The sequence below is a fragment of the Microbacterium sp. R86528 genome (genome assembly GCF_044596335.1).
Taxonomy (GTDB): Bacteria; Actinomycetota; Actinomycetes; order Actinomycetales; family Microbacteriaceae; genus Microbacterium; species Microbacterium marmarense.
Window position 1 is genome coordinate 228,416 of sequence record NZ_CP138996.1, and the last position, 25,926, is coordinate 254,341.

Here is a 25,926-nt window from a genome sequence, read left to right on the forward strand (position 1 = left end):
ATTCCCTACGCATAGCAGAGACTCACTCGCGACATAGAAAACACACAGAATCGCTGGGCATGGTGGATTTACACCGAGAAGGAGTAGCAATGAGCGAGAACACGGGCAACATCCCTGACGAGCAGAACCCTGCCGCTGATGCAACCGAGCGCGACATGACAGTGTCACCGGAGGCGAAGACGCCCCCGCCAACGGTTGACGTGCCAGCTGTTCCATCCCAGCCGGCAGCACCGGCAGCACCGGCAGCACCGGCTTCGCAGACTGAGGCTCCGACGCCTCCGCTGCCGCCGCTCGCCGCGACTCACGCAGCCAGCCAACCAGCGCCGGTCGCTCCGCCTCGCAGCTACGCACCACCGCAGGGACACTCCGTGCCGCCGACGTATGCCGGGCAGACGGGCGCATCATTCGGAACAGCAGCGCAAGACGCCTATCCGACGTTGCCCATCGACGGCCCTTCGCAGCCAGTGAACGCGGGATCGGCTCCCGCCGCAACCACCCCGAAAAAGTCCTCAGGCGCGGGCAAGCTCGTGGGCCTTCTGGTCGCTGCTGCCATCGTCGGCGGTGCCGCCGGTTTGGGATCCGCCTACGCGGGAAGCCAGCTCTTCGAGCCGAGCAGCAGCATTCCTGCCGCAGGCCCCTCGACGGTCACCGTCAATGACACCGACTCCGTGACAGCGACCACGGCGATCGCCGCGAAGGTAGTTCCGAGCGTTGTCACCATCTCTGCTTCGAGTTCGACCGGTGGCGGAACCGGTTCGGGTGTGGTGTTGAGTGAAGACGGCTACGTCGTCACTAACACCCACGTGGTTACCCTCGATGGCGCGACGGCTGACGCCACGATCAGCGTCACGACCTCAGACGGCAGGGTCTTTGATGCTGAGATCGTTGGCACCGACCCGACCTATGACCTCGCGGTGATCAAGCTCGTGGGAGCCAGCGATCTCACTCCCATCGAGTTCGGCTCGTCTTCTGACCTCAACGTCGGCGACGTAACTGTCGCCGTGGGAGCGCCTCTCGGCCTGTCGAACACCGTCACCGAGGGAATCGTCAGCGCGCTGAACCGATCGATCGAGATCGCGTCGTCGGCCGCGCCCGACACCTCGGGATCAGACGAGACCGACGGCACCGGTCGGGGAGGCACCCAAGACGACTCCGAGGACGAGCGGCAGGGTGAGCAGGACAGCCCATTCTTCTTTGACTTCGGCGAGGGCGAGACCCAGCAGCAGGTGAGCGAGACCATCAAGATCGCCGTCATCCAGACAGACGCAGCCATCAACCCCGGAAACTCGGGCGGCGCGCTCGTTGACTCCGAGGGCAACCTGATCGGCATCAACGTGGCAATCGCCTCGGCGGGAACCTCGTCGAGCACGGCAGGATCGATCGGTGTGGGCTTCTCAATTCCCTCGGACGTCGTCGAGCGCGTATCAAGCGAGATCATCGCCAGCGGCTCAGCGAGCCACGGCCTCTTGGGTGCGAACGTGCTGTCAGCTTCTCTGGTCGAAGGTGCCACGATAACCGGGGCCTACATTGATGAGGTCGTCGAAGGCGGCGCGGCCGCCGCGGGCGGCCTGCAGGCCGGAGACGTGGTGACGGGCTTCAACGGGGTTCCAATCACCGATTCGGTCGACCTCACGGCGCAGGTGCGCGCGGCTGCTGCTGGCAGCGAAGCGACCGTCACCTACGTTCGCGATGGCCAGACCGAGCAGGCCACCGTGACTCTGGGAGAACTGCCAGTCTGATCCGCAGAAGGACGCCACTCCGCGATAGGCTCGCGGGGTGGCGTCCTTCTCGTTCGGTGCGGGGAATGCCCGAAAGCTTCTCACCATTCCGCTGTATGCGTTGGGACGACTTGCCACCGCACTGATTCCCCGTGCGCGCGATGAGTGGGCCTTCGGATGTGGAGTCGGAATCGCAGACGGCGCCCTTGAGATGTGGAATGCCGCGGCAGCCAATCGCCATAAGGCCGTTTGGCTCGTCGGGTCCGCAGCCCATGCCGCCCAAGCCCGCGCGCTGGGCATTCCCGCGGTCGGCAAGCACTCGATGAGGGGCTTCTGGCGCACCGCTCGCGCGAGAGTTGTCGTGGTCACCCATGGCTTTGGCGACGTGAACCGCTACGCGGTGTCTGGAGCGTTCGTTGTGCAGCTGTGGCACGGCATTCCGCTGAAGCGGATCGGCATTGATTCGGCCGAGACCACGCGGCTTCCCAGCGCGCTGAGTGGGTTGCCGGGGGCCGCAATGCCTCAGGCTGTGCTGTCGTTCATGTATCGGCGCGCGACGGCCCGTATCGACTTGATTCCGGCAGCATCGCACTACGTGCGAGGGCGATTGGAATCTGCATTCTCGTTGCGCGACTCGGCGGTGCCCGTGACGGGCGAGCCGCGCGTTGACGTGCTCTCACGAGGTACGCCCTCGCAACGGCGGGAGCGCGCGATCGCTCAGATCGAGTCCATCGTCGGCGCGGTAGGCGGGGCCCGCCTGGTGCTGTACGCGCCGACGTGGCGCGACGGTGAGGTCGATCCCGCCGTACCCACCCGTGAGGACTGGCAACGGATTCACGCCGTGCTCGAACAGCGAGACGCGATTCTGCTGGTGCGTTCTCATCCCCTGGGGGCAGGCGACTACACGCCGAGCTTTTCAACGAGCAGGGTGCGAAGTCTTGGTGCAGACATGGTTGTCGACATCACCCCCTTGCTCTCCGGCCTCGATGCTCTCATTACTGATTACTCGTCGCTCGCCTACGATGCGTCGCTCGTGCCGGTGGCCACGTTGTTCTTTGCCCCCGACCTCGAAGAGTACGAGGGTCGACGGGGCTTCTACGGCCGGTATCGTGACGTCGCGGGTGACAACTGGGCAACAACCTGGGTCGAAGCCGCCGCGCAGCTTGATGCGCTCTTGAGCGATGCTGCGGAGCGCGATCGACGCGTCGCGCTGGCGCAGAAACTCAGCGAAAGAGTGCACCTATACGATGACGGTCGCAACACCGAACGGGTATACCGTGCGATCCTGGCCGCCGTGAGGTTGACGCCGTCCGCTACCGACAAGAGCCCGAAAGGTACCCGATGACTCAGGCCAGTTTCACCTCCGACGACGATGGTGTTGCGCTGCTGCTTGCCGGGGACGGACCCGCTCCCGAGTTGCTCGAGCTCGTCGGCGCACGTGCTCGGGTGACTGCAACCATCACCGCGAATGATGGCGCGTGGTCAGCACATGTGCCGCTCGTCGCATCCCGCTGGGGCGGACCCGTGCTCCCGCTGCCAGCGGGGGAGTATCGCTTTCGCACGTCTCCCGAGATTGACACGCCTTCGGCGCTGCCGCTTGCCCAGCTAGGAACCCTGCGTGCGGAACTCTCAGCAGGTGTTCTTCGTGTAGGACCGCCTATCGATCCGGCCTATGATTCGGGCGAGGGTCAGGATGCGCTGGAAAGGCGCTACGCGACACGTCCTGCGAACTTCGAGAACGCGGTGTTCTTCGAGAGCTTCTATGGGCGAAACGCCAGTTGCAACCCACTCGCGATCGACCGTGAGCTCGTGCGCCGTGTCCCCGGCCTGACACGCTACTGGAGCGTGGTGGATTTGTCCGTAGCCGTTCCAGAGGGTGCAATCCCGGTGGTAGAGGGCAGTCCTGAATGGTGGCGGGCGCGCGGATCTGCTCGACTGCTGGTGGTGAACGACTGGCTGCGTCGACGCTTTGTTCGCCGCTCCGGGCAAGCGGTGTTGCAGACCTGGCATGGCACCCCCCTCAAACGGCTCGCGCTTCACCGCCGCGGCTTCGATCCTCGTCGCGCAATCGCCGTCTTGCGCGAGTCGTGGCGTTGGAACGTCCTGCTCGCACAGAACGCCTATGCCGAACGCATCATGGGCAAGGCGTATGCCTTTCTGCGCCGGCCGATCTGGGTCGAAGGGCACCCGCGCAACGACGTCCTCCTCACCGGAGACGGAGCGCACACGCGTGCTCTGCTCGGCATCGAGCCACACGAGAATGTGCTGCTCTACGCACCCACGTGGCGTGATGACCGCGACGAGATCGTCGACTACGTCGATCCGGCAACCTTGGCCGCTGCGACAGACTCGGTCGTGCTCGTACGCGGACACTCGCGAACTCTGAAGCCTGGGCGAGACGCCGAGGGTTCGCGCGTGATCGACGTCACAACGTTCCCCGATACTGCTCAGCTGCTGCTCGCCGCCGACGCTCTCATCACCGACTATTCGTCGGTCATGTTCGACTACTCGGTAACAGGAAAACCGCTGTACTTCTTTGTGCCAGACATCGAGCACTATCGAGGGGAGCTGCGAGGCTTCTACTTCGATCTCGGCAACCATGCGCCTGGCCCTGTGGTCAGTACGCAAGCGGAGCTGATTGCGGCGATCGCTGAGAACAATGCGGCCGCCTTCGCTTCCAAGTACGAGCGCTGGCAGGCCAAGTTCAATTCGCGGGATGACGGTCACGCCGCAGAGCGCGTCGTATCTCGAATGCTTGACCAAAACTTGATCGGACCGGTTTCCGACTGAGCTGAAGCCCTTACGGCAGGGGAGTGTTGCGTGTTCCGAGACGAGACGTGTCAACAGTGTCGTGGGCGCCGCGCAGCATCCCGACCAGAAAACCGTAGCCCCACGACAGGTGCATTGTAGGCAGAACCGCAGCGGTCCACAGCTTGTCGCGCCAGCCTTTGCCACCGCCGGGGCCTATGGATACGACGATGATCATGATGGTGTACACGAGTGCGGGCAGATAGATGATGGATGCTGCTAGAGACCACCAGCCGGCGATCACGCTGGTCGCCTGCAGTACCGCTACGATCATCGCTACCAGAAGCGAGATCACGAGCAGCGGCGGCGCGAAGAAGCGAAGCGAATTCCCGCGCCCGAAGCGCCGGACGAGTTCGCCTCGCCAGCGACCAGTTGCTGTGAACTGACGTGCGAGCTGCACCCAGCTTTCGCGCGGCCAGTAGGTGACCGAAAGGCTCGGATCAAACCACACGCGGTAGCCAGCTCGGCGAATGCGAAGATTTAGCTCCCAGTCTTCGCCGCGGCGGATCGTCTCGTCGAACAGTCCAACTTCTTCGAGGACCGACCGGCGCATCACGCCGAGGTAGGCGGATTCCGCCTCGCCCTCTTGCGTACCACCATGGTAGGCCCCACCACCCAAGCCGATGGGGGAGTTGTACGCGCGCGCGACCGCTCGTTGAAACGGTGTGCGGCCGTCGGCGCGCATCACCCCGCCGACGTTCGCAGCGCGAACGCGGTCGAGCGTCGCCAGAGCACGCATTGCGTAACCCTCTTGAAGCTCGGAGTGCGCGTCGACACGAACGACTGTCGGGTAGCGCCCTGCCGTGATCGCGAGGTTCAAGCCAATAGGTATGTCTGCCGCAGGGTTTTCGACGATGCGCACCCGGCTGTCGAGCTGCGCAAGATGATGTGCCAGCTCAGTTGTGCCATCGGTGGAGGGTCCAAGGGCGAGGATGAGCTCCAAGGGCTCATCGATGCGCTGCGCAAGCACGGTGGCAACAGCTCGCTCAAGGTAATCGCGCTCGTTCAGCACCGGCATCACAAAAGTAACCCCCGCGCCGGATGGCGGTCTCGGGGGGTCTTTGCGACCGCGTTGCTCGACATGCACGCGTCGATCATGTCACGAGCAGGGCTAGGTAGGCTGGAGCGGTGGGTATCGTCTCGGATGGCAAGAAGGCACTTTCACTGGTCGGGCAGGCGGTGTCATCTCGAGCAGCGGTGATTGATGTGCGTCGAACGCTTGCTTCGCGACCGGCTCATCCGCAGTCGCACTATCGCGTAGCGGTGTACTTCGCCGATGGCGCTGTGAATATGTATCAGATTCGCCAGTGGTACAAACCGCTCGCCGATTTGGCCGCGAAATGGCCGGTGGTGGTGCTCAGCCGTTCAGCTACCGGTGCGCAGGTGATGCTCGCAGACGCTGGAGCGCCGCCCGTGGCATTCGTACCGACCGTGCGCGACCTCGAGAAGTTCATCTCGGAGCAAGACATTCGCGTCGTCCTGTACGTGAACCAGAACACTCGCAACTTTCAGATGTTCCGGTATGCGCGGCGTTGGCACGTATTCATCAACCATGGCGAGTCCGACAAGATGTACATGACCACCAATCAGTACAAGGCCTACGACTACTCCTTCATCGCAGGCGACGCCGCCCGTGAGCGGCTCACCCGGGTTCTTTGGGACTATGACTTCGATAAGCGAGCGATCGCAATCGGCCGACCCCAGGCGGATCACTATTCGGGCGCGCTGCCATATGCGCCAGACGCTCGCACCGTTGTGCTGTACGCACCGACGTGGGAGGGGGATCGTCCTTCGGCCCACTACGGGTCTATCGCCACCCATGGAGAAGTGCTCGTCGGTGCGCTACTCGCGAGTTCAAACCACCGCGTGATCTATCGCCCTCATCCGCGATCCGGGGTGGCAAACGCTGCATACGGAGCGGCGAACGCGCGAATCATCGCGGCGATTGCGGCCGCCAATGTCGCAGACCCCTCGGCTCAGCATGTCTTCGACCAGGGCCCCGAGCTCGGGTGGCAACTCGCAGCGGCTGATGTTGCGGTTGTTGACATTTCAGCCATGGTTTACGACAGGCTGGCTGCAGACAAGCCGTTGTTGATTGCCAGACCCGCTGACCCTGCGGCGGCAATCGACACGCATGGCTATCTATCGGCGTGCGAGTGGTTGGATGCTGAGGACGCCGCAGACATCGTGTCTCAGGCATCGCGGGTGATGGCAGATGACGAAGCCAGAGCAAAGCTGCACCAATGGGTGGCTCACTATTTCGGCGACACCTCCCCGGGCGCCGCTACGCAGCGATTCGGTGATGCCGTGGCAGAACTGATGCTTCAGTGGGAGCGCTGGCACGCCGGTGATGCTGACGACGACGAAGGCATAGACGACGTCGAAGACGAAGGAGCGGGCGACGACGAAGTTGTTCTCGGCGCCTGAGGCTCATCTCCTTGCGCTCTTCACCCCGCGGGTGGTTGCTGGGCGCCGGTACCAGTCGTGCCGTCTGCGATAGATGCACGTCGCACTCCTGGAAGTCGTCGCGCGGTGTTGCCGATTGCTGCAACGCTCTTGGTGACGCCCCCGATTACTGCGCCCCCAGCGCGCCGAACACCACCAGTGGCCATCCGTTCCGCTCTGAAAGCGCCAGGGCGCGGCTCGAGCTCTTCGGGGAGGATCTCAGGAGGTACGCCGAAGGCGCGTCGCGAGTTCACGAGCACGCGGCGGCCCAGAATGTTGTTGCCCGCACCGCCGATCACCGCGCCGACCCCAAACGGCAACGCCTTGCCGATCCACGAAGCACCGCCGCGCGCGGCGAACTGTCGAATGAATGAAGTCTTCAACCTGTCAACCAGCGGTCCCATCGCTGCACGCGGCAGGCTCTTGGTAACGATCTCGCCCCAGTACTTGTCACGACCAGGACCTCGTCCCGTCGCCTGCTTCGCGAGCTGGGCGACCAAGTCGATGCCTTCTTTGCCGAGCATGAGGGTGAGCACCAGCGCCCGGGCGCGATCGGGGTCTGAGACGGGAATGCCGTGCACCTCGGTGACCGATTGGGCAAAAAGTGTCGTCGCCTCGAGAAAAGCGACGGTCTCGACGCCGCTCAGCGCGAGAGTCACCCCAGTGCCGATTCCAGGCACGACCGCGGTCGCTCCAACCGCGGCGCCGCCGCTCGTGACGGCGGAGAGATAGCGTCGCTCGAGCACCCGCACGATCTCGGTTGGCGTAGCGTCGGGGTGGCGAAGCCTGATGCTGCGAAGATGCGCGAGTACGAGCGGGCGCTGCAATGACAGCACGGTGTCGAGCATGCGTATCGATCTTGGGTGCTCGGGGGAGCCGACAGGCGGAATTCCTCCCTGCCAAGGCGCATCGCCTGGCAGTGAGTGAATGCGGTGCACCTGCTCAGCCATCGAGCCGATCAAACCACGTCTACCCTGAAGATTTGCTCAAGGCTCGGCGTGGATCAGACGAAGAGGTTTGCGCGCTCGAGGTCCTCGGCGAAGTCGACCTCGACAGCGTACAAGTCTGAGATATCGAGCGGTTCGACCAAGATGCCGTCTTCGGCTATTGCCAGCTCGAGGCCGCGCTCAAAGTAGTCCTGGTCATCGACGCGCGTGAGGTGATGCATGAATGCGCGCTTGTCACGGCTGGAGATGTAGTTGATGCCAACTGCCTCGCCAATACCGCCCTTGACGGTTTTGGACAGTTCATTGATGTGCCCCGCGGCGGTGACGGTGTACTTGACTTCTTCGTCACTCACCTTCGAGGTGTTCACCGTCACGAAGGACTGGTCACGCTCGATCAGTTCGATGGCGCGCCCGAGGACTCGCGGGTCGAACACGACGTCACCGTTCATCCAGAGCACTCCGCCGCGCCCTGTTTTGGAAAGCGCCCGCAACAGGCTCTTAGAAGTGTTGGTTTGGTCGTACCGGTCGTTGTAGACATAGTCAGCCTCGGGAAAAGCTTCAACGATCGTTTCTGCGCGGTAGCCGACGACCGTGGTGATCTTTGCGGTCTTACCGAAGGCGGCTCGAATATTGTCATGCTGCTGACGCATGATGCTGCGTCCATCGCTGAGCTGGGTAAGGGGCTTGGGCAACGAACGGCCAAGTCGCGAACCCATGCCAGCGGCGAGGATTACGGTCTGAAGGGTCAAAGTCTTCTCCTGAAAGTGGCGATTCATCGTCGGTTAACCGACAGGACACCCCTTCGTGCCAAACCTATGCTAGCGATGGGGCCTGTGAGTGTGCAGAGATTTGGCTGGCTGTTGCGAATTCGTGACTTTGGCCGTTGGGCGTTTTAGTAGGTCATGCGTACCGGACTTGATGGTTCGCTTGGTAGGTTTGATTGGTGACAGCCTCACTGCCGGCACCGAACGACTTTGGTCCAGACGACGCGGAAAATGGCAGCAGTACGCCCGTTTTTCAGCTGAAGTCGGTCAGCCCGCGAGCTAAGAAAGCGGGCGCTCGTGTGGGGACAAGCAAAACGAAGCCGCGCAAGAAGCCCGTGCGAAGCAGCGAACCTATCGGGGAGCCAGACGTCATCGCGAACGGGCCTGCGATCGGCACAAGCGTTGAAGACTCGGTATGGCCCGGCCCGCCCCCGCCGCTTCCCACCGATCTCGTGGGCAGGCCTGCTTCGCTCGACACTGCTGCGCTCGACGGCATTGAGATTCCGCCCAAACCGCCGCTTCCGGCGCACGTTCAGGCCGCTGCCGCGGGTGCGGTGACGGATGTGACCGCCGGCGACGCTGCTCCGGGTGAAGGTTCGGCTATTGAAGAGCCTGAAGCTGACAACGTCGACGCCGGGCCTGCAGAAGCCGAGCTGCTACAGCCTGAGCCAGCAGAGGCTGAGCCGGAACAGCCTGAGCCCGAAGAGGCGGAGACTGAAGAAGCTCAGCCGGAAGAAGCGGCGCCAGTGCAGGCTGAGCCCGAAAGCGCTGAGCCGGAACAGGCTGAGCCCGAGGACGCCGAGGACGCTGAGCCGGAACAGGCTGAGTCGCCCAGCGATTCTGCCGCCTTCCTCGAGAGCGGGACTCTTGTCGACGAAGACGCACCAGAGCACTTCGAGTCTGAAGTCGATGACGCCGCCGCGCCGCTCACGCAGATGGCAGGCCCGAGCAGCATCGTCGACGAGAAGTTTCTCGGCGTGCAAGATGTCGGCGTCGAATCAGCAAGCGATGTGCTCGTCATGCGGGGCGTGACGAAACGGTTCGGTGAGGTCGCTGCGGTCGACGGCATCGATCTGACCATCCCGGCAGGAACTTTCTATGGCCTGGTCGGACCGAACGGTGCCGGAAAAACCACCACGCTCTCGATGATCGCGGGGCTGTTGACACCCGACAAGGGCACGGTTCATGTGGGCGGAATCGACGCTGCATCCGACCCGAGAGGCGCAAAGCGCCTCATGGGCGTGTTGCCCGATCGCTTGCGCACGTTTGATCGGCTGACCGGGCGTCAACTGCTCTACTACTACGGAGTGCTGCGAGGGCTGAAGCCCTCAGTGGCCGAGAGTCGCACGACAGACCTTGCACGCGCATTCGATCTCACCGACGCACTCGGCCGGGTGGTGTCTGACTACTCGGCAGGCATGCTGAAGAAGGTCATGCTCGCCGGTGCGCTGATCCACTCACCGCGCCTTCTCGTTCTCGATGAACCTTTTGAAGCGGTCGATCCGGTGTCGAGCGCGGTGATCATCGACATTCTGACCACGTACGTGGCTCACGGCGGAACGGTGGTTCTTTCGAGCCACGGTATGGAACTGGTCGAGCGTATGTGCACTCGCGTCGCTGTGATCGTGGCGGGTCAGGTGCTCGCTGAGGGCACGGTGGAAGAGGTGCGCGGTGAGCTGACCCTCGAACAGCGCTTCGTCGAGCTGGCCGGTGGCCTCAGCGACGTGGAGGGCCTCGAATGGCTGCACACGTTCTCCGACTGAGAATCGCGCTGCTGTTCGGTTCGTTTCGAGGAGACGTCACCGACATCGTCCGCGCCGCAGTTCAGCTGCTCGCGGTAGCCGCCGCGACCGCTGCGGCGTGCTGGGCGTTGCTGTCTCTTGCCAGTACCAACGTAGAAGTAGCCCTAGCGGTGACGGTGTTGGGCGGATCTGCCATCACCCTGGGTTTCGCCTTGTCGCCGCTCATCGGCGCGACAAGTGACCCGCTTGATCCGCGTCGGTTCGCCGTTCTTGGAATGGCCCCGCGGCCGCTGGCAGCGGTTCTTGCGGTTGCAGGCCTCATCAGCCTGCCGATTTTGGCGTTGATCACGATCGCTGTCTGCCTGGCTGTGCTCTGGATCGGGTTCGGGGTCTCGGCGCTGGTGGCCGCATCAGGCGTCGCTCTCGGCATCGTCACATGCGCATTGTTGGCGCGTGTGTGCATGGCCCTCGCGTCGCTTTTTCTCAAAGGGCGGCAGTCACGCGAACTGACCGGTGTGTTTCTCTTGGTGATGATCGTGGTGGTCGTGCCCACCGCTGTTTTCCTCTCTTCGCTGAAGTGGGACGGCGTCGTACCGACGCAGCTCTCGGAGATCATCGACGTCCTTGCGTTGACGCCGGTCGGCGCCGCATGGGCGTTCCCCGCGCTGATCGAGGCCGGTGACTCTCAAGCTGCACTGGCTGTTGGGGTGGCTGTCGGCACGGCTTTGCTGCTCGCAGCGCTATGGCTATGGCTCGTGAATCGGCTGTTGACGACGACAGAACGCCCCGTGGCGGCTCGAGAACGCGGTGGGCTCGGCTGGCTTGCTGTCGCGCCCGGTACGCCGGCGGGTGCGATCGCGGGGCGCAGCCTGCTCTATTGGCTCAACGATCGCCGCTACCTCGTCAACGTGATGGTGATTCCGGTGGCTGCGGCCGCGACCACCGTGCCGCTGTTGGTCGCCGGTGTTTCGCCCGAGATGGTCGCCTTGGTGCCGGTGCCGTTCGCGGCGCTCTTCTTGGGATGGTTGGTGCACAACGATCTTGCCTACGACTCCACGGCAGTGTGGATGCACTTCGCTGCAGGCGTGCGTGGCCTCTCCGACCGGGTGGGGCGGCTTGTTCCCGTGCTCTTGGTCGGCACCTTGTTTCTCGCTGTGGCGATTCCGATCGCCGTTTCACTGCACGGTCGGTGGTCGATACTGCCAGCGATGATCGGCGTGTGCGCCTCGCTCTTTCTGTGCGGTCTCGGGTTGTCGAGTATCGCGTCTGTTGTTGCACCGTACGCTGTGTCGCGGCCCGGCGACAGTCCCTTTCGTCAGCCCTCGCGTACTGGAGCCGAAAGCGTGGTGTCGCAGGGGGCCGTGTTGCTCGGGGTGCTGATTCTCAGCGCCCCAGCCCTCTGGTGGGCCTGGCAAGGACTGTCAGGCGATGACGACGCGATCACGACCGCGATGTGGGGCGGAATCGGAATCGGCGCTGGGGTGCTGCTTATCGGTCTGGGCGTCGGCGCCGCCGTGTTTGAGCGCCGCACGAGCCGTTTGATGGAGTTTGCTGAGTCGACCTGAGTGCCGGATTTGACCCCGGTGCCGCGTGCGCCCCGGTACACTGACTGACCATGAGCACTCCTCTCGACAACCCGGATCAGGGTGGTACGGCTATCCTCGACCGAGAGCTCGAAGAGCTCATCCGCGAAGAAAGCATTGAACCTGGTGACCACGAACGCTTCTCGCACTATGTGAAGAAAGACAAGATTCTCGAGTCAGCGATGACGGGAAAACCGGTACGTGCGCTCTGCGGAAAAAAGTGGACTCCTGGGCGCGATCCCGAGAAGTTTCCGGTGTGCCCGGCATGCAAAGAGATCTACGAGTCGCTCGTCAAGTAGCGCGTTGCTCGGTGGCGTCAACGTAAACGGTGGGAATAGCAGGGTCAGACCTGCTCAACGCCAGCGAACGCACTGGCAGCTCATCACGAACGAACGCGTGGTGTGATCGCGCGGACTCGACTCCCGTGCTTCCCTCGGCTGAGCTGTCGAAGTCGCCGCTCGTTACGAGAGGTACTTGCAGCGCTCGGGCTTCAGGATGCTGCGCCGCAGCGCTGAGCTGTTCGAACCCGTCAGATACACTCACGAGCTCGTGGGTGGCGGTGCCGTCTCTCAGTGAACGGAAAGCCGCCTTACAGCCGCCCATGGAGCCTTTGTCCGTGGATGCCTTGGCTACGGAGACCCACGCGCCAGTCGAATCCTGGCGGGCGACGAGTTTGTAGACCATTCCCGCTGTGGGCGTTCCAGATCCGGTGACAAGCGACGTGCCCACCCCGTATGAGTCGATAGGCGATGCCGCCAATGAGGCGATTGCGAATTCGTCGAGGTCGCTGGTCACAGTGATCTTGGTTTTCGTCGCGCCAAGATCGTCGAGCTGGGCGCGCACCGACGCTGCGACTGTTGGCAGGTCGCCCGAATCGATGCGCACACCGCCCAACGAGGTGCCAGCAACTCGCACCGCTGTCTCGACTCCCTGACGAATGTCATAGGTGTCAACCAGCAGTGTGGTGCCCGCGCCGAGCGCGTCGATCTGCGAGCGGAAAGCATCTTCCTCACTATCGTGCAGCAGCGTCCACGCGTGGGCGGCGGTTCCCATCGTGGGAACGCCCCACCGCCGGCCCGCCTCAAGATTCGATGTGGCGGCAAAGCCCGCGATGTACGCTGCGCGGGCTGCGGCGACCGCCGATTCCTCACCAGCGCGGCGCGAACCCATCTCTGCAAGTGGGCGATCGCCCGCGGCGATGCTCATGCGCGCGGCGGCTGTGGCGATCGCCGAGTCGTGGTCGAGAACACTGAGCGCGAGCGTCTCGAGCACTACAGCCTCTGCGAAAGTGCCTTCCACCGTCATGATCGGCGAGCCGGGAAAGTAGACCTCGCCCTCGCGGTATCCGACGATCGACCCCGTGAAGCGGTAGTTCTCGAGGTATGTGAGCGTGGCAGCATCCACCACTTTCTGGTCTCTCAAGTACCGCAGCTCGTCATCGCCGAATCGAAACTCTCGCAACAGGCTCAGCAATCGCCCCGTTCCCGCCACCACACCGAAGCGACGCCCGCCCGGCAGGCGACGCCCGAAGAGCTCGAACACGCAGCGGCGCGCGGCCGTGCCATCGCGTAGCGCCGCGCCGAGCATGGTGAGCTCGTAGCGGTCTGTGTGCAGGGCGGTGCTGACAAGGGTCGAGGCGCTCATGACGCCAGCCTACTGACGTGCTGGCGTAGGCTGAATGATCGTGAATGAGGCGCCGATCGGAATCTTCGACTCCGGGGTCGGTGGGCTCACCGTCGCCCGGGCGATTTCTGCGCAGCTGCCGCGTGAATCGCTTGTTTACATCGGCGATACCGCGCACTCGCCCTACGGCCCGAAACCGATCGCTGACGTGCGCCGATACTCGCTTGAGATCCTCGACACACTGGTGGATCAGGGCGTGAAAATGCTGGTGATCGCCTGCAACACCGCTTCTGCCGCAATGCTTCGAGATGCTCGTGAACGCTATGACGTGCCTGTCATCGAGGTGATAGGCCCAGCGGTGCGCACCGCGATGTCGACGACGCGCAACGGTCGAGTGGGCGTCATCGGCACCACCGGCACGATTGGTTCGCGCGCGTACCAAGACATGCTCGAAGTCAATGAGCGGTTGACGGTGTTCGCCCAAGCGTGTCCGCGGTTCGTCGAGTTTGTCGAGGCGGGAGTTACCGGCTCGCCTGAAGTGCTCGCGGTCGCAGAGGAGTATCTTTCACCGCTGCGTCACGCGGGCGTCGATACTCTGGTGCTTGGGTGCACCCACTACCCGTTTCTTGAGGGGGTCATCAGCTACGTCATGGGCCCCGACGTGAGCTTGGTGTCGAGCGACAATGAGACGGCTAAAGACGTCTACCGCCAGTTGGTTTCGCGCGACCTGCTCGCAGGGGTGGATGCTTCACCCCAACACGTGTACGAAGCGACCGGCGCGTCTGCTGACGAGTTCGTAAACCTCGCACACCGCCTGATGGGCCGTGAGATCCGCAACGTGCAGCTGGTGCAGACCGGCGCCATCGAACTACCACCGACCAGACCCTGAGACCCACATCTCGCGGGTTTCCAGAAGGAGAGCAATGACTGACATCGTTCGCGCGGATGGCCGCGCTGTTGACGAGCTGCGCACCATCACCATCGAGCGGGGCTGGAGCGCGCACGCCGAAGGCTCAGCGCTGATCTCGTTCGGAGGAACCAAGGTGCTGTGTACCGCGTCGTTCACCAACGGTGTGCCGCGCTGGCTCACGGGCAAGGGCAAGGGATGGGTGACGGCGGAGTACGCGATGTTGCCTCGCGCGACGAACTCGCGCAACGACCGCGAGAGCGTCAAAGGCAAGATCGGCGGGCGCACGCACGAGATTTCACGGCTGATTGGGCGGTCGCTGCGCGCGGTTGTCGATATGAAGGCACTGGGCGAAAACACCATCGTCATCGATTGCGATGTACTGCAAGCCGACGGAGGCACACGCACCGCGGCTATCACCGGTGCATACGTGGCCCTAGCCGATGCAATCGAGTGGGGACGAAAGAAGAAGTTCATCGGTCAGAAGTCCACGCCGCTCATCGACACTGTCGCGGCTGTGTCAGTGGGCATCATCGACGGTGAGCCGATGCTTGACCTCGCCTACGTCGAGGACGTGCGGGCTGAGACCGACATGAATGTCGTTGTGACCGGCCGTGGTCTGTTCGTCGAGGTGCAGGGCACCGCCGAAGGCGCCCCTTTCGACAAGCGCGAGCTCGACGCGCTGCTTGAACTGGGCGTCGCGGGATGCGCCGATCTGCGCACGCACCAGCTCGCGTCGCTGCAGCCTGCGGGGGAGTGACGCGTGGCGCGGATTGTCTTGGCAACCCACAACGCTCACAAGGTGGAGGAATTTCAGGCGATCGTGGCAGCGACTCGTCCTGATCTCACGGTGGTGTCGTACGACGGGCCTGAACCGGTCGAAGACGGTGTGACGTTCGCCGCAAACGCGCTGATCAAGGCGCGTGCCGCGGCCGCACACACCGGATTGCCCGCGTTGGCAGACGATTCGGGCATCTGCGTCGATGTGCTCGGCGGCTCACCGGGAGTGTTTTCGGCCTACTGGGCTGGACACGCGAAAGATGGCACCGCGAATCTGAGATTGCTGCTCGATCAGCTGAGCGATATCGCCGACCCGCACCGTGCCGCTCAGTTTGTCTCGACGATTGCGCTCGTCGATCCTGACGGCGATGAGCACGTAGTTGAAGGAGTATGGCCAGGACGACTCGCCACCGCAGCAGCGGGCGAGGGGGGCTTCGGTTATGATCCGATCTTCGTGCCAGACGGCCAGCCCGCTGGGACTGAGCGCTCGGTGGGCGAATTCAGCCCCACCGAGAAGAATGCGGTGTCGCACCGGGCACGCGCCTTCGCAGCGCTCGGCCCGTTGCTCGCGACGCTGTGATCGGGCTCACCGCTACGCGACACTGAGAATCACATTCATTCCCGACTAGGCGGTGCAGCGCGCGCGCCCGGCTGCCCCGGCCTAGCCTGGATGAATGCACGACCACGCGCACGGCACCGCCGGGATCAGAGGCGCGAGCAATCGCCGACTGCTGGCGGTGTCATTGACCATCACCGCGACCGTGATGGTGATTCAGATCGTCGGCGCGGCGCTATCGGGTTCGCTCGCGTTGCTGGCCGACGCGGTGCATATGTTCACCGATGCTGCTGCACTGGTGATCGCGCTAGTCGCTAGCGCGGTGGCAGCTAGACCCGCAACCGATCGAAACACCTTCGGGTTTCAACGAGCCGAAGTGCTCGGAGCGCTGATCAACGCGATCATCTTGATTGCACTCTCTGTGTGGGTAGCGGTAGAAGGCGTTGCACGACTGCTGGCCCCCGACGACGCCGAAGTCGCAGGCGGATTCATGTTGATCGTGGCCGTCGTTGGGTTGTTTGCCAATGGCATCGCCATGTGGTTGTTGAGCGCAGCGCAACGGCGGAGCATCAATGTGCGTGGTGCCTACCTCGAAGTGCTCGGCGACCTGATCGGTTCGGCAGCGGTCATCGTTGCCGCCGTCGTGATCGTGACGACTGGGTGGGTGCAGGCAGACGCGCTTGCGTCCTTGGCGATCGCCGCGATGATCGTGCCGCGAGCGATCGGCTTGCTACGCGAAGTGTTGTCAGTTCTTACCGAATCGGCTCCGGTGGGCACCCACGTGCAAGAGATTCGTGAGCACATTCTTGCTACCCCGGGTGTCGTCGATTGTCACGATGTGCACGTGTGGCAACTCACCCGCGGCGCCCCCGTGTTCAGCGCCCACGTCGTGGTTGAGGATGGCGCGATGAGCGGGGCGGAGTCTGTGAGAATTCTCAGCCGGCTGCAAGTCTGCCTTGCAGAGCACTTCGACGTGGAGCATTCGACCTTTCAGTTGGAGCCCGCCGGACACGTCGAGCACGACGCCCACGCGTGAGTCGCTTCACGCTTCGCGCTTCACCTCGGTCGTCGCCTTGTCGGCACGAAGTCCGCGCCAGCGAGCGTGACGAAGCATGCCGCCGGGGGTGAACTCAGCGAACTCGACCTCGGCGACCACTTCAGGCGAGAGCCAGAGCGCGTCAGCGGCATCGGCTGCCGGTACGCCGTGGAACGGATTGGCGTCCGTGCGAAGAGGATTGAGCTCGCTCTCCAATAGCTTCAGAGTGGCATCGGAGAACCCTGAGCCCACGCGCCCGGCGTACTGCAGGATGTCACCATCGGGAATCCCCACTAGCAACGAGCCGATGACGTGCGCCTTTCCGGGCCGAATACCGCCCACGACGACCTCTTGCGTGCGGGTCAGTTTCACCTTCAGCCAATCCTCGCTGCGCGTTCCGTGCTGGTAAGGCGAGTTTGGGTTCTTCACCACGACGCCTTCAAGAGCGAATTCGCGAGCGGCGCTCAGTGCAGCATCCACATCATCGAACACCGGAGGAACGGTGATGCTCGACGCAGTGCGGGGGGTGAGCGACTCGAGCAGTTCTCGTCGGGATGCTAACGGCAGTGCTGTCGCATCGTTGTCACCTACCGCCAGCAGATCGAACAGGTAGTAGTGCACCGGTGTTTGCGGCACCTCCCGTTCGATCTCGCGAGTCTGTGAGAGGTTCATTCGGGATTGAAGTCGAGAAAAGCTTGGTTGACCATCCTTGTCGAGGGCGACGATCTCGCCGTCGAATATCGCGGGTTCTGAGCCGAGGCCCAGATCTTGCGCAGTGAGCTCGGGGTATTTGGCCGTGATGTCGTTTCCGCTGCGAGCGCGAAGCCGCAGTCGCTCCCCGTCCCACACGCCCAGCGCGCGAACACCGTCCCATTTGATCTCGACCCATGGCTGCTCGGCCCACCGCTTTACGGCGGCGCGAGCAAGGCCCGGCGTGGTGATCGTCGAGAGCATCGGTCGAAGATCCGCGGTGCTGGTGCTGGTGCTGGCGCTGGGCGCGGGTGCCGGCCCTGCGTTCACGGGCACGACATCGCGCTGGACTGCTCCAGCCGCATCCGTTTTCATTCGATGCAGCAACCAAGATGACTTCTCGCCGTCGCCTTGGGTGCGAATGAGCGCGAGACGCACACGTCCTAGGGGTCCGCCTGGTGATCCTTCGGCGGTGAAGATGATCTCGTCATCCCGCCACTTCTCAAGCTCATAGCGGCCGGTATCCCAGATCGTCATATCGCCCGCGCCGTACTCGCCCTTGGGAATCGTGCCCGAGAAATCGAGGTACTCCAGTGGATGATCCTCGGTCCTCACCGCCAACGAGTTGCGCGCAACTGAATGGGGGATGCCTCGCGGCACCGCCCAGCTCACGAGCACTCCGTCGTGCTCAAGTCGAAGGTCCCAGTGCAGGCGCGATGCGTGATGTTCCTGAATGACGAAACGCGGCAGCTGACTCGACGAGGCTGTGTGCCCGAGCGCGTTTGTGGGCACCGGCTCTGGTGTTCTGCCGGCGGCGCGCTTGGCAATGTATGCGCTCAGCGGTCCGTGAGCGTCTTGTCTGGCTCCCGCGTGAAATCCGAGCGCGGCAAGCGGATCGTCGCTGCTCTCTACCCGCTGCAGTACTTGCTCGAAGGTGAGGTGGTCGAGCCCAGGGGCAGCGAGCTCATCCCATGTGCGCGGTGCAGCGACGGTGGGGAGGGATCGTCCGCGCAGCGAGTAGGGGGCAATGGTCGTTTTGGACCCGTTGTTCTGGCTCCAGTCGATGAAGACGCGGCCATCGCGCTGAGCCTTCGCCATCTGGCTCACGGCCAAATCTGGATGGTCGGCTTCGATCGCACGCGCCAACTCTTTCGCAATGCCCGAAATCTGATCAGCGGTCTGCGCGCCAGATAGCGCTGCGTACAGGTGGATTCCCTTGCTTCCGCTGGTGACAGGCACTGGCTCCAGGCCCATGCCCACCAGAATCTCTCTGGCCAATCGGGCCACTTCCGCGCACTCCAGCAGACCGGTTCCAGGACCTGGATCGAGATCAAGCACCAAGCGATCGGGGTTGTTCTTGCCGCCGTCTGCCGAGAACCGCCACTGCGGCACGTGCAACTCAAGACTTGCCACCTGCGCGAGATAGACCAGCGCGGCAGTTTCATCGACAAGCGGATAATCTTTGCTGCCGGTCGAATGTGAAATGCCGACGCGCTTCAACCACCCAGGTGCTCCCGTCTCGAGATGCTTCGCGAAGAAAGACGGTCCTGGCTCGGTCTCGGTTCCGACTCCCTCTGGCCAGCGCTTGCGCGTCACAGGCCGGCCAGCGAGATGGGGCAGGAGAACCCCCGCGACGCGCGAGTAGTAGTCGATTACCTCGCCCTTGGTGGTTCCCGTATTGGGGTACAGCACCTTTTCGAGGTTGGTCAGGCGCAGGCGGTGACCGTCGACTCGCACGAGATGCTCTGCCGCACGGCCTGACAACGTCATGCGCCCAGATTAGCGCCGAGCGGGATTGCTGGTGCTAGTGACTATGCAGAGTGGGTGTTGCAGGTGTGTACTGGTGTGATGAGGGCTATCTGGAAGGGCGCGCTGACATTCGGACTGGTGAACGTGCCGGTCAAGGTGTATTCGGCGACAGAAGATCATGACGTGTCACTTCACCAGGTGCACGCGAGCGACGGCGGCCGCATCCGTTACCAGCGCGTGTGCGAGATCGACGGCGAAGTTGTTCCGTACGCTGATATCGATAAAGCATTCGATGACGGCGAGCGCACCGTGATCTTGACGAAAGCTGACTTTGCTTCGCTTCCCGCTGAGCGCAGCAGAGAGATCGATGTGGTTGAGTTCGTGCCCAGCGAGCAGGTTGACCTGCTGACCCTCGATAAGGCCTACTACCTCGAGCCTGATTCCACTTCGCCCAAGGCCTACGTGCTGTTGCGAAAGACACTCGAACAGACCGACCGCACCGCGATCGTGCGGTTCTCGCTACGACAGAAAACGCGTCTCGCCGCCCTGCGCGTGCGTGACGATGTGCTGGTGCTGCAAACGTTGCTGTGGGCTGATGAAGTGCGCGAAGCCGCGTTTCCTGCCCTCGACGAGTCGGTGCGTATCTCGGCGAAAGAACTTGAGCTGTCAGCATCCCTCGTTGAGAGCTTCTCGAGTGACTTCGATCCGTCGGAGTTCACGGATGAGTATCAGCAGGAACTGCGCACTCTGATCGACGCGAAGCTCGAGAAGGGTGACAGCCTTGACACCAGCGAGACCTTCGGAGAGCACGACGAATCTGAATCCGGCGCAGAGGTGATCGATCTCATGGACGCGTTGCGTGCGAGCGTGGAAAAGTCACGCGCGGCCCGCGACAGCAAGAAGAGCGCCAGCGCCTAGCGGTTTACTCGTCTGGCCGCTGATCGTCTTCGGGTGATGAGGGGCGACGGACCGGTTCAGGAGAACGATCGAAGACATCGGCTTCGAGCACCAGTGCCTCTGCCTCGTCTTCGTCGGTAACGATGTCTTCGCCCGCGGCCGCTTCTTTCTGGGCTTTGCGGCGCTCGTTGAAGTAGTGCCAAAGCGTCACCACGGCGGTGCCGCCGACAGCGACGAGAAGAATAAGGTCGATGTATTCCTGCACGAAGCGTGCGACGGGGGGAATGTACCCGAGTAGATAGCCCGCCATGGTGAGGCCGAAGCCCCAAAGCACCGCACCGATGAGGTTGTACAGCGTGTACGTGCCCCGGTGCATGTGACCGACACCTGCCGCTACTGGGGCGAAGGTGCGCACCACCGGCACGAACCGGGCGAGAATGATCGTGAGGCCGCCGAAACGCTCGAAGAAGGCGTTGGTGCGCTGCACGTTTCTGACGCTGAACAGTCCGGATTCTTTGCGCTCGAAGATTGCTGGCCCGGCTTTGTGCCCAATGAGGTAGCCCACCTCGCCGCCAAGAAAGGCGGCCAGGCCGATCAGCAATGACACCCACCAGATGTTGAGCCCGAACACCATGCTGGTGTGGGTGAGAAGTCCGGCGATGATCAGCAAGGTGTCACCGGGAAGGAGAAAGCCCACCAGCAACCCGGTTTCGGCGAAGACAATGAAGCAGACCACCACCAACGCCCACGGGCCAGCGGCCGCGATGATGGTCTCGGGGTCTAGCCAGGGAATTAGTGCGATGTGGTGCACTGGGTGCGTCCCGTCGTCTTCTTCGGCGGTGGATGCCATTTGCTGTGGCAAGGTGTCGTCATCGTGCTCGTGCGGAAGGTGGGACTTGAACCCACACGCCCGGAGGCACAGGAACCTAAATCCTGCGTGTCTGCCAATTTCACCACTCCCGCGAGTGAGAACAGTCTAATGCGGGTTTGCGTATTGAGTTTCTTCGAGCGTGCCTGTGCGCGTTCGTCGCACACGTATCTTTCGGGCTGTGGATAACCTCGGGGTCGGTTTTGCAGATCTTGCGAGGATTCTCCAATGACCCTCGTCGCTTCGCCCCCAAGTGCTCTGGTTGCAGAGCGAGTGCGGCAGCGCTTGCGCGAAGAAAGAACGGATCCGACCACCGATCCCGAGTTCGCCGCTCGCGTCGCTTGGTCTGAGGTGAGGCGCCACAACGATTTCGCGCTCGCGCGAGGGCTGTCACTCGTCGATGACGAGGCGTCGTGTGTGCGGGAGGTTCTCGCCAATGTTGCCGGGTTCGGGCCACTGCAGCCATACCTGGATGATCCAACCGTTGAAGAGCTGTGGATCAACGCCCCTGATCGAATCTTCATTGCTCGCGGGGGAGTCGCTGAGCCGGTCGCGCTAACGCTCACCGACACGGCGGTTCGCGATCTTGTCGAGCGAATGCTGCAGTCCAGCGGCCGCCGGGTGGATCTGAGCCAGCCATTTGTTGATGCGTCGTTGCCAGATGGAAGCCGACTGCACGTGGTGATTCCTGACATCACGAAACAGCACTGGGCGGTGAACATTCGGAAGTTCTTGCCACAGTTTCGTGATCTGGCTCGCCTCGAGCTGTCCGGGTCTATCGAGCCAGCGGCAGCAGACCTGCTGCGTACGGCGATGGTGGCGGGAAAATCAGTCTTGGTCTCGGGTGCAACTCATGCGGGCAAGACCACTCTCTTGGGTGCGTTGATTGCGGAGTGTCCGGCCGACACGCGAATTGTGACCGTCGAGGAGACCTTTGAACTCGCCGTCGCCGCACCAGACCTAGTTTCGCTTCAAGGCCGTCAACCGAGCTTGGAAGGCAGCGGCGAGGTCACCCTTCGGCGGCTAGTCAAAGAAGCACTGCGCATGCGACCCGATCGACTCGTCGTCGGTGAAGTGAGAGACGCAGAAGCGCTCGATCTTGTCCTCGCTTTGAACACCGGCGTGCCGGACGGCGGTAACCGCACATTTAGCGGAGGTCGGACGCGTAAGGCGACTTTCGTGGTCTGACCGGGAGGTTTCTTCTGTTAGCGTCATTCCCAGACGCCGCGAGAGTCGGGGCGCCGGAGAGGCCGAACCACGATGGATGCCACGCAAGTATTGACAGAGCGAGTGAGCGCCGACCACGCGGCAGTAGAGAGGGTGGCGTGGCGCTGGGCGACTCGCTTGCGCACGGCTGGCGAGAAGTGCGGCTCCGCCGAGGCGCTCGCGCTCGCCGACACGTTCGAGAGCGCCCTCGCGGCCGATGGGGCCGACGGGGTGCTCGACCTGGCGCTCGCTGGACCGGCGCTAGGGGGGCTCGGGTGTAATGACCTCGCGGCGCTCGTGCGTGGCCACGATTTGGTGTGAGGCTCCCGCTAGGTGATAGCCGGGGGAAGACGAAGGCTGGCGACGCGCGCGCCCGACAAGGTCGGCTGGTCTGGCGGAGCGGAGAAGCTCAGCGAGCGAGATGTGAGACTCGGCTGAGGAACCAGGAGAAGGTCGGTGTTGAGGTTGCCGCCGACGAATGCGCGAACGAACAAGGACGCGCCCAGCGAGGATGGCACCACTTGGTAGCCACCTTGGCCATCGGGTCCTTTGTCCTGGATCAGTCGCTCGCGGTATAGGACATCCGTTGCGCGGTCGATCCCGCCGAGGCCACCACCGCAAACGCTTGAGTAAGACTTGATTGGTGCCGCCAATGTGAGCCTGGACAGACCGTCGACGCGCAGGAAAGTGCGGCCCTTACGTTCGCCGAGGGAGGGCACCGTGCCCCAATAGCTGTTGTAGATCGCATAGTGAAGGCGCACAGCCGACTTCGGCAGTGACTTCAGCAGGCCGACGTCATACATGGCCGAGTCGTCGCCACCTTCCGGGCTACGCGCCGCAACGAGGAGCGCGGCGAGGTACTCCTGGTGGATGTCGTCGTCGATCCATGCCGCCGCGTCGATGACTTCCTTCGCAACGCGGGGGTGAACGTCTCCCTTGACGGCGTCCTCAGGCGCTTGCTCTAGTCGGCGCTCGACCTTCTCGGAAAGCCTGAGAAGGTTCGTCGTGTGATAGTCCGTCCACTTGCCGAGATTGCGCCCAAGGGCACGGATCGAGGGGGCTACTATCCACAGAATGCCGAGCGTGCCGAGTCCCGTCAGGCCCCACTCGGGCAGATCGTCAGGCAAGTCGAGTTCAGCGTCGGTCACGGGGCCAGCGTAGCGTGAGCCCGCGAGCGTACCGGCACGAAACGACGAAACGCCCCCGCCGAGCTCGCGTGTGGCGAGTGGCGGGGGCCATGGGAGCGCTAGCATCAGGCGGCATGAAGAATGTGTCGCCAGAGGCGCTTGTTGAGGAGTTGCACGCCGCGGTGAAGCGGCAGTCGAGCGTGCCGAAGGTAGCGGCGCAGATCGGAATGAACTACCACTCGCTCCGGGACAACCTGCTCGGCAATACTCAGATGCGCCTCATCACGGTCGACAGGATGCTCGATGCTCTCGAAATGTCGTGGGAGGAGTTGCTAGAGCGCGCGCGACTTTCAGAAGCGCACCGGAAGTTCTAGCGAGTAGCGGCTTCGGCTTCGGCCGCCTCGGCCAGAGAGGGCGCGAGGCGCCGCGCGTGCGCGGCTGGAAGGTCGCGGCGACCGGTGACTGTCCGTGCCCACGCGATGACATTGCCGTCGGCGAGGGTTGCGAGATGGCGCGGGGAGCGGGCCATAGCATGCGGGACGTCGACGAGCTCGCCGTCGAGGTCGACCCTCAGCGGCTTGGGCTCGGCGAGGAGGTCGCGTGAGTGCTCGATCAGGAGGTCGCGGGCGTCGTCGACGTCGAGGTCGAGGGGGCGGTCGAGCGAACGCCGTGCCCACTCGGCGGGAGAGTCGCGGAGGCGTGCGAGTGCCTCGGGCGAGTTCGCGCGACGCGGGATGAGGTACGCCGAGACGCCGCGGACGGTCACCGGGATAGGCGAGGGTACGAGGGCGGCGGCGATTCGGTCGGCGAGGTCGGCAGGGCTCATGCGTCCCACTGGCATGCGGGCTTGTCGACGAGCTCGGGGGCCGGGCAAACCGCGCCGATGGCGGGCGGGACGAGCTCGGGATGGTCGAGGGTAGGCGGCATGGCGGCTCCTGTCAGAAGGGGGCGGGATCGGCGGCGAGGTCTGCGGCGTCGGTGGCGGCCTCCTCGGCGGCCACTGCGGCGCGTGCGGCCTGGAGGCGCTCGACGAGGTCGGCGCCGTAGAGGCCAGGGAATACGGCGAGTAGCGCGTGGTGCGCGGCCGTATAGACGCGGCACGCGGTGTAGGGCGTGGAGGGGGCGACTCGGTCGGCGTAGGCCCGTGCGGCCTCCCGGGCTGTAGCTGGCGTCCACCCGCCGCGCGGCGCGGTCGGTGTCCAGAGTGGGAGGTCGGAGTATCGGGTCGTGCGGTCGATGTGCGGCCGGAGCTCGGCGCGGGGCGGCGGGCGGAGGTGGGCGGCCCTCATCGGTTCCACCGTGCGCCGACGAGCGAGGCCCCCGCCTTGCTGGCGGCGGTCGCGTCGCGCACGCCTGAGAGGTCGAGCGCGCGGAGTGCGGCCATTGCGTCGCGGCGGAGCGCGCGAATCTCGGCCACCGCGGGGTTCACGATGTGCTGGCCCTGGGAGCCGGTGGTCATGAGGCCGACGTCGGGGATCGTCGCGGCGAGGTCGTCGGCGAGCGCTAGGAGTGAGCACGCCTCGAAGAGCGCGGCGCGCTGGGCGGCGGTGAGGCGGGGGTTGTCGTCCTCGATCTGGCAGTAGGTCTCCTTGGTGGAGTCGCTCCAATCAGGAAGGCCCGCGTAGCGGTCTGCGGTGTCGGTCATGCGTGAGCTCCTCACGAGAAAAACGGGGATACGTAGGTGTGCGTAGATTCAGCCGGGCTACGTACGCGGCCAGCCTCGCTACGCCGCCAAGGGTGGGGCGAGACCCCCGCCTACTTGAAGCCGGGCTCAGTAGGTGGCGAGTGAGTTGCCTGCGCGGGAACGGCGGCGATCACGCTCGCGACGCACGCCGGGGAAGCGCTCGTCGAAGAGATCAGAGGTCGAGACGCCGGAAGGGTGCGCCTCACCCGCGGCGCGGCGGGAGCCGTAGCTCGCGCGGTTGGCGACCTTCTGGCGAGCGGATCGCTCACGGTGGTGGAACGCGCACAGTGTGCGAAGGTTGTCGGGCTCGTCGGTGCCGCCACGGTAGCGCGGGACGATGTGGTCCACCTCTAGCCGACCGCCCGGGCCGGTGCCGGTCTCGGTACATCGGGAGCCGAGAGCGTGGTCGGGCGCGTTGCCATCGGCGTCCCAGGTGCACTGTTGGCCGTCGCGGGCGAGGACCGCGGCGCGGATCGCGCGCCAGTTCGGGGGGAGTCGGCGGCTCACAGTGCGCCGCCGAACACGCGTGTCGCGTCCGCGCGACAACCGAGCAATGTTGGCAGGGGAACGGGGACTTCGGCGGCGGCCACATAGCCGACGCCAGGCACGAGCTCAACGCAGGTCGCGGGGAGGCGTGCGGCGCCGTCCTCGGCAGCGGCAGCGGCGCCTAGGAAGCAGCGAGCTTGGGACATTGTGGTTCCTAGTCTGAGGTCAAGGGGCGAGGTATGGGCGGGGCATGATTGACCGCAGCCCGTCGGTGTGTGCTGTCGGGGACTCGTACCGCGCGGGGTACGTC

26 protein-coding genes and 1 tRNA gene are annotated in these 25,926 nt (G+C 63.8%); 15 read left to right on the top strand and 12 right to left on the bottom strand.

Translation table 11 applies throughout. The annotated features are described in order from the left end of the window. Positions 1-89 precede the first annotated feature (89 nt). From SJY18_RS01050 to SJY18_RS01060, 3 genes are read left to right on the top strand one after another with little or no spacing between them, the layout of a single operon-like run. Positions 90-1,739: a S1C family serine protease gene (locus SJY18_RS01050; RefSeq protein ID WP_396668111.1), complete on the top strand. Its 1,650-nt coding sequence runs from the start codon at positions 90-92 to the stop codon at positions 1,737-1,739. 37 nt (positions 1,740-1,776) lie between these two features. After that, entirely contained in the window at positions 1,777-3,063 is a 1,287-nt protein-coding gene (locus SJY18_RS01055; RefSeq protein WP_396668112.1) for a CDP-glycerol glycerophosphotransferase family protein, read from the top strand. Then, positions 3,060-4,508: a CDP-glycerol glycerophosphotransferase family protein gene (locus SJY18_RS01060; RefSeq protein ID WP_396668113.1), complete on the top strand. Its 1,449-nt coding sequence runs from the start codon at positions 3,060-3,062 to the stop codon at positions 4,506-4,508. The genes SJY18_RS01055 and SJY18_RS01060 overlap by 4 nt, the downstream gene beginning before the upstream one ends. Positions 4,509-4,518: 10 nt before the next feature. Here the strand turns inward: SJY18_RS01060 and SJY18_RS01065 are convergent, their stop codons facing one another. Further along, the gene (locus tag SJY18_RS01065; protein WP_396668114.1) at positions 4,519-5,544 is read right to left on the bottom strand and encodes a glycosyltransferase; all 1,026 of its coding nucleotides are present in this window, start codon (positions 5,542-5,544) and stop codon (positions 4,519-4,521) included. A gap of 110 nt (positions 5,545-5,654) precedes the next feature. On the opposite strand from SJY18_RS01065, the gene SJY18_RS01070 reads away from it, so the two are divergent. After that, positions 5,655-6,953, top strand: a complete 1,299-nt coding sequence (locus tag SJY18_RS01070) for a CDP-glycerol glycerophosphotransferase family protein (protein WP_396668115.1) — start codon at positions 5,655-5,657, stop codon at positions 6,951-6,953. 20 nt (positions 6,954-6,973) lie between these two features. On the opposite strand, the gene SJY18_RS01075 is transcribed toward SJY18_RS01070, so the two are convergent. Together SJY18_RS01075 and SJY18_RS01080 are read right to left on the bottom strand one after the other, a co-directional pair. Then, complete coding sequence (locus tag SJY18_RS01075; RefSeq protein ID WP_396668116.1) at positions 6,974-7,921, bottom strand: hypothetical protein; 948 nt, start codon at positions 7,919-7,921, stop codon at positions 6,974-6,976. 53 nt (positions 7,922-7,974) lie between these two features. Next, the gene (locus SJY18_RS01080; RefSeq protein ID WP_396668117.1) at positions 7,975-8,667 is read right to left on the bottom strand and encodes an NTP transferase domain-containing protein; all 693 of its coding nucleotides are present in this window, start codon (positions 8,665-8,667) and stop codon (positions 7,975-7,977) included. Positions 8,668-8,861: 194 nt separating this feature from the next. Between SJY18_RS01080 and SJY18_RS01085 the strand changes: the two genes are divergently transcribed. Genes SJY18_RS01085 through SJY18_RS01095 form a run of 3 tightly spaced genes read left to right on the top strand, consistent with a single transcriptional unit; the run spans position 8,862 to position 12,306 of the window. Next, positions 8,862-10,445, top strand: a complete 1,584-nt coding sequence (locus tag SJY18_RS01085; protein ID WP_396668118.1) for an ABC transporter ATP-binding protein — start codon at positions 8,862-8,864, stop codon at positions 10,443-10,445. Next, positions 10,421-11,989 (top strand): hypothetical protein, encoded by a 1,569-nt coding sequence (locus SJY18_RS01090; protein WP_396668119.1) that lies wholly within the window; start codon positions 10,421-10,423, stop codon positions 11,987-11,989. The genes SJY18_RS01085 and SJY18_RS01090 overlap by 25 nt, the downstream gene beginning before the upstream one ends. A gap of 50 nt (positions 11,990-12,039) precedes the next feature. Beyond that, positions 12,040-12,306, top strand: a complete 267-nt coding sequence (locus SJY18_RS01095; protein ID WP_337338205.1) for a DUF3039 domain-containing protein — start codon at positions 12,040-12,042, stop codon at positions 12,304-12,306. Here the strand turns inward: SJY18_RS01095 and SJY18_RS01100 are convergent. Continuing rightward, on the bottom strand, positions 12,299-13,651 hold the full coding sequence (locus SJY18_RS01100; protein ID WP_396668120.1) for a nicotinate phosphoribosyltransferase: 1,353 nt from the start codon (positions 13,649-13,651) through the stop codon (positions 12,299-12,301). The genes SJY18_RS01095 and SJY18_RS01100 overlap by 8 nt on opposite strands. A gap of 40 nt (positions 13,652-13,691) precedes the next feature. On the opposite strand from SJY18_RS01100, the gene murI reads away from it, so the two are divergent. The 4 genes from murI (at position 13,692) to SJY18_RS01120 (ending at position 16,909) form a co-directional block, all read left to right on the top strand. Beyond that, on the top strand, positions 13,692-14,519 hold the full coding sequence (murI, locus tag SJY18_RS01105; protein WP_396668121.1) for a glutamate racemase: 828 nt from the start codon (positions 13,692-13,694) through the stop codon (positions 14,517-14,519). A 34-nt stretch (positions 14,520-14,553) separates the two neighbouring features. Then, positions 14,554-15,297 carry a ribonuclease PH gene (gene rph / locus SJY18_RS01110; RefSeq protein WP_337338202.1) on the top strand — a complete coding sequence of 248 codons (744 nt, stop codon included), beginning with the start codon at positions 14,554-14,556 and terminating at the stop codon, positions 15,295-15,297. Positions 15,298-15,300: 3 nt separating this feature from the next. After that, on the top strand, positions 15,301-15,897 hold the full coding sequence (gene rdgB / locus SJY18_RS01115; protein ID WP_337338201.1) for an RdgB/HAM1 family non-canonical purine NTP pyrophosphatase: 597 nt from the start codon (positions 15,301-15,303) through the stop codon (positions 15,895-15,897). 94 nt (positions 15,898-15,991) lie between these two features. Then, entirely contained in the window at positions 15,992-16,909 is a 918-nt protein-coding gene (locus SJY18_RS01120; RefSeq protein ID WP_396668122.1) for a cation diffusion facilitator family transporter, read from the top strand. A gap of 6 nt (positions 16,910-16,915) precedes the next feature. On the opposite strand, the gene SJY18_RS01125 is transcribed toward SJY18_RS01120, so the two are convergent. Beyond that, on the bottom strand, positions 16,916-19,369 hold the full coding sequence (locus SJY18_RS01125; RefSeq protein WP_396668123.1) for an ATP-dependent DNA ligase: 2,454 nt from the start codon (positions 19,367-19,369) through the stop codon (positions 16,916-16,918). Positions 19,370-19,447: 78 nt separating this feature from the next. On the opposite strand from SJY18_RS01125, the gene SJY18_RS01130 reads away from it, so the two are divergent. Continuing rightward, positions 19,448-20,266 (top strand): Ku protein, encoded by an 819-nt coding sequence (locus SJY18_RS01130; protein WP_337338198.1) that lies wholly within the window; start codon positions 19,448-19,450, stop codon positions 20,264-20,266. A 4-nt stretch (positions 20,267-20,270) separates the two neighbouring features. Here SJY18_RS01130 and SJY18_RS01135 read toward each other — a convergent pair whose 3' ends face one another. After that, positions 20,271-21,095: a DedA family protein gene (locus tag SJY18_RS01135; RefSeq protein ID WP_396668124.1), complete on the bottom strand. Its 825-nt coding sequence runs from the start codon at positions 21,093-21,095 to the stop codon at positions 20,271-20,273. Positions 21,096-21,126: 31 nt separating this feature from the next. Next, positions 21,127-21,208, bottom strand: a tRNA-Leu gene (locus SJY18_RS01140). 133 nt (positions 21,209-21,341) lie between these two features. Between SJY18_RS01140 and SJY18_RS01145 the strand changes: the two genes are divergently transcribed. Further along, positions 21,342-22,301, top strand: coding sequence for a CpaF family protein (locus SJY18_RS01145; protein WP_396668125.1), 960 nt, complete (start codon positions 21,342-21,344; stop codon positions 22,299-22,301). Positions 22,302-22,373: 72 nt separating this feature from the next. Further along, a complete protein-coding gene (locus SJY18_RS01150) occupies positions 22,374-22,640 on the top strand; it encodes a hypothetical protein (protein ID WP_396668126.1) in 267 nt (88 codons plus the stop codon). Between the two features lie 8 nt (positions 22,641-22,648). Here the strand turns inward: SJY18_RS01150 and SJY18_RS01155 are convergent, their stop codons facing one another. Further along, positions 22,649-23,467, bottom strand: coding sequence for a hypothetical protein (locus SJY18_RS01155; RefSeq protein WP_396668127.1), 819 nt, complete (start codon positions 23,465-23,467; stop codon positions 22,649-22,651). 113 nt (positions 23,468-23,580) lie between these two features. Here SJY18_RS01155 and SJY18_RS01160 point away from each other — a divergent pair, with 113 nt between their 5' ends. After that, a complete protein-coding gene (locus tag SJY18_RS01160) occupies positions 23,581-23,820 on the top strand; it encodes a hypothetical protein (RefSeq protein WP_396668128.1) in 240 nt (79 codons plus the stop codon). Here SJY18_RS01160 and SJY18_RS01165 read toward each other — a convergent pair. The 4 genes from SJY18_RS01165 to SJY18_RS01180 all read right to left on the bottom strand — a co-directional run bounded on the left by SJY18_RS01165 (position 23,817) and on the right by SJY18_RS01180 (position 25,822). Further along, complete coding sequence (locus SJY18_RS01165) at positions 23,817-24,272, bottom strand: hypothetical protein (RefSeq protein WP_396668129.1); 456 nt, start codon at positions 24,270-24,272, stop codon at positions 23,817-23,819. The two genes, SJY18_RS01160 and SJY18_RS01165, sit on opposite strands and share 4 nt — an antisense overlap. A gap of 459 nt (positions 24,273-24,731) precedes the next feature. Next, positions 24,732-25,091 (bottom strand): hypothetical protein, encoded by a 360-nt coding sequence (locus SJY18_RS01170; protein WP_396668130.1) that lies wholly within the window; start codon positions 25,089-25,091, stop codon positions 24,732-24,734. A 126-nt stretch (positions 25,092-25,217) separates the two neighbouring features. After that, the gene (locus tag SJY18_RS01175) at positions 25,218-25,637 is read right to left on the bottom strand and encodes an HNH endonuclease (RefSeq protein WP_396668131.1); all 420 of its coding nucleotides are present in this window, start codon (positions 25,635-25,637) and stop codon (positions 25,218-25,220) included. Then, positions 25,634-25,822: a hypothetical protein gene (locus SJY18_RS01180; protein ID WP_396668132.1), complete on the bottom strand. Its 189-nt coding sequence runs from the start codon at positions 25,820-25,822 to the stop codon at positions 25,634-25,636. The genes SJY18_RS01175 and SJY18_RS01180 overlap by 4 nt, the downstream gene beginning before the upstream one ends. Between the last annotated feature and the right edge of the window lie 104 nt (positions 25,823-25,926).

Excerpts from the sequence above, each read along its gene's own strand:
- SJY18_RS01145 (WP_396668125.1), top strand. The coding sequence starts at position 21,342 with ATGACCCTCGTCGCTTCGCCCCCAAGTGCTCTGGTTGCAGAGCGAGTG.
- SJY18_RS01065 (WP_396668114.1), bottom strand. The coding sequence starts at position 5,544 with ATGCCGGTGCTGAACGAGCGCGATTACCTTGAGCGAGCTGTTGCCACC.
- SJY18_RS01125 (WP_396668123.1), bottom strand. The coding sequence starts at position 19,369 with ATGACGTTGTCAGGCCGTGCGGCAGAGCATCTCGTGCGAGTCGACGGT.
- SJY18_RS01050 (WP_396668111.1), top strand. The coding sequence starts at position 90 with ATGAGCGAGAACACGGGCAACATCCCTGACGAGCAGAACCCTGCCGCT.
- SJY18_RS01075 (WP_396668116.1), bottom strand. The coding sequence starts at position 7,921 with ATGGCTGAGCAGGTGCACCGCATTCACTCACTGCCAGGCGATGCGCCT.
- SJY18_RS01130 (WP_337338198.1), top strand. The coding sequence starts at position 19,448 with ATGAGGGCTATCTGGAAGGGCGCGCTGACATTCGGACTGGTGAACGTG.
- SJY18_RS01095 (WP_337338205.1), top strand. The coding sequence starts at position 12,040 with ATGAGCACTCCTCTCGACAACCCGGATCAGGGTGGTACGGCTATCCTC.
- SJY18_RS01165 (WP_396668129.1), bottom strand. The coding sequence starts at position 24,272 with ATGAGCCCTGCCGACCTCGCCGACCGAATCGCCGCCGCCCTCGTACCC.
- SJY18_RS01090 (WP_396668119.1), top strand. The coding sequence starts at position 10,421 with ATGGCTGCACACGTTCTCCGACTGAGAATCGCGCTGCTGTTCGGTTCG.
- SJY18_RS01060 (WP_396668113.1), top strand. The coding sequence starts at position 3,060 with ATGACTCAGGCCAGTTTCACCTCCGACGACGATGGTGTTGCGCTGCTG.
- SJY18_RS01160 (WP_396668128.1), top strand. The coding sequence starts at position 23,581 with ATGAAGAATGTGTCGCCAGAGGCGCTTGTTGAGGAGTTGCACGCCGCG.
- SJY18_RS01150 (WP_396668126.1), top strand. The coding sequence starts at position 22,374 with ATGGATGCCACGCAAGTATTGACAGAGCGAGTGAGCGCCGACCACGCG.
- SJY18_RS01135 (WP_396668124.1), bottom strand. The coding sequence starts at position 21,095 with ATGGCATCCACCGCCGAAGAAGACGACGGGACGCACCCAGTGCACCAC.
- rph (WP_337338202.1), top strand. The coding sequence starts at position 14,554 with ATGACTGACATCGTTCGCGCGGATGGCCGCGCTGTTGACGAGCTGCGC.
- SJY18_RS01100 (WP_396668120.1), bottom strand. The coding sequence starts at position 13,651 with ATGAGCGCCTCGACCCTTGTCAGCACCGCCCTGCACACAGACCGCTAC.
- SJY18_RS01180 (WP_396668132.1), bottom strand. The coding sequence starts at position 25,822 with ATGTCCCAAGCTCGCTGCTTCCTAGGCGCCGCTGCCGCTGCCGAGGAC.
- SJY18_RS01170 (WP_396668130.1), bottom strand. The coding sequence starts at position 25,091 with ATGACCGACACCGCAGACCGCTACGCGGGCCTTCCTGATTGGAGCGAC.
- SJY18_RS01120 (WP_396668122.1), top strand. The coding sequence starts at position 15,992 with ATGCACGACCACGCGCACGGCACCGCCGGGATCAGAGGCGCGAGCAAT.